Origin of the sequence: Enterobacter quasimori (genome assembly GCF_018597345.1) — a bacterium.
Classification (GTDB): Bacteria; Pseudomonadota; Gammaproteobacteria; order Enterobacterales; family Enterobacteriaceae; genus Enterobacter; species Enterobacter mori.
Genome location: NZ_JAHEVU010000014.1, coordinates 1 through 1193 on the forward strand (window position 1 = coordinate 1; position 1193 = coordinate 1193).

Genomic DNA, 1193 nt, shown 5'->3' on the forward strand with positions numbered 1-1193 from the left:
GAAGTGAAACATCTTCGGGTTGTGAGGTTAAGCGACTAAGCGTACACGGTGGATGCCCTGGCAGTCAGAGGCGATGAAGGACGTGCTAATCTGCGAAAAGCGCCGGCGAGGTGATATGAACCTTTGACCCGGCGATGTCCGAATGGGGAAACCCAGTGTGTTTCGACACACTATCGTTAACTGAATACATAGGTTAACGAGGCGAACCGGGGGAACTGAAACATCTAAGTACCCCGAGGAAAAGAAATCAACCGAGATTCCCCCAGTAGCGGCGAGCGAACGGGGAGCAGCCCAGAGTCTGAATCAGCTTGTGTGTTAGTGGAAGCGTCTGGAAAGTCGCAGGGTACAGGGTGATACTCCCGTACACGAAAACACACTTGCTGTGAACTCGAAGAGTAGGGCGGGACACGTGGTATCCTGTCTGAATATGGGGGGACCATCCTCCAAGGCTAAATACTCCTGACTGACCGATAGTGAACCAGTACCGTGAGGGAAAGGCGAAAAGAACCCCGGCGAGGGGAGTGAAAAAGAACCTGAAACCGTGTACGTACAAGCAGTGGGAGCACCTTCGTGGTGTGACTGCGTACCTTTTGTATAATGGGTCAGCGACTTATATTCTGTAGCAAGGTTAACCGTATAGGGGAGCCGAAGGGAAACCGAGTCTTAACTGGGCGTTAAGTTGCAGGGTATAGACCCGAAACCCGGTGATCTAGCCATGGGCAGGTTGAAGGTTGGGTAACACTAACTGGAGGACCGAACCGACTAATGTTGAAAAATTAGCGGATGACTTGTGGCTGGGGGTGAAAGGCCAATCAAACCGGGAGATAGCTGGTTCTCCCCGAAAGCTATTTAGGTAGCGCCTCGTGAACTCATCTTCGGGGGTAGAGCACTGTTTCGGCTAGGGGGCCATCCCGGCTTACCAACCCGATGCAAACTACGAATACCGAAGAATGTTATCACGGGAGACACACGGCGGGTGCTAACGTCCGTCGTGAAGAGGGAAACAACCCAGACCGCCAGCTAAGGTCCCAAAGTCATGGTTAAGTGGGAAACGATGTGGGAAGGCACAGACAGCCAGGATGTTGGCTTAGAAGCAGCCATCATTTAAAGAAAGCGTAATAGCTCACTGGTCGAGTCGGCCTGCGCGGAAGATGTAACGGGGCTAAACCATGCACCGAAGCTGCGGCAGCGAC

1 rRNA gene is annotated in these 1193 nt (G+C 52.8%); it reads left to right on the plus strand.

The features are described 5' to 3' along the window. Positions 1–25 precede the first annotated feature (25 nt). Positions 26–1193: ribosomal RNA gene (locus KK102_RS22055) — 23S ribosomal RNA — on the plus strand; the annotation flags it as partial.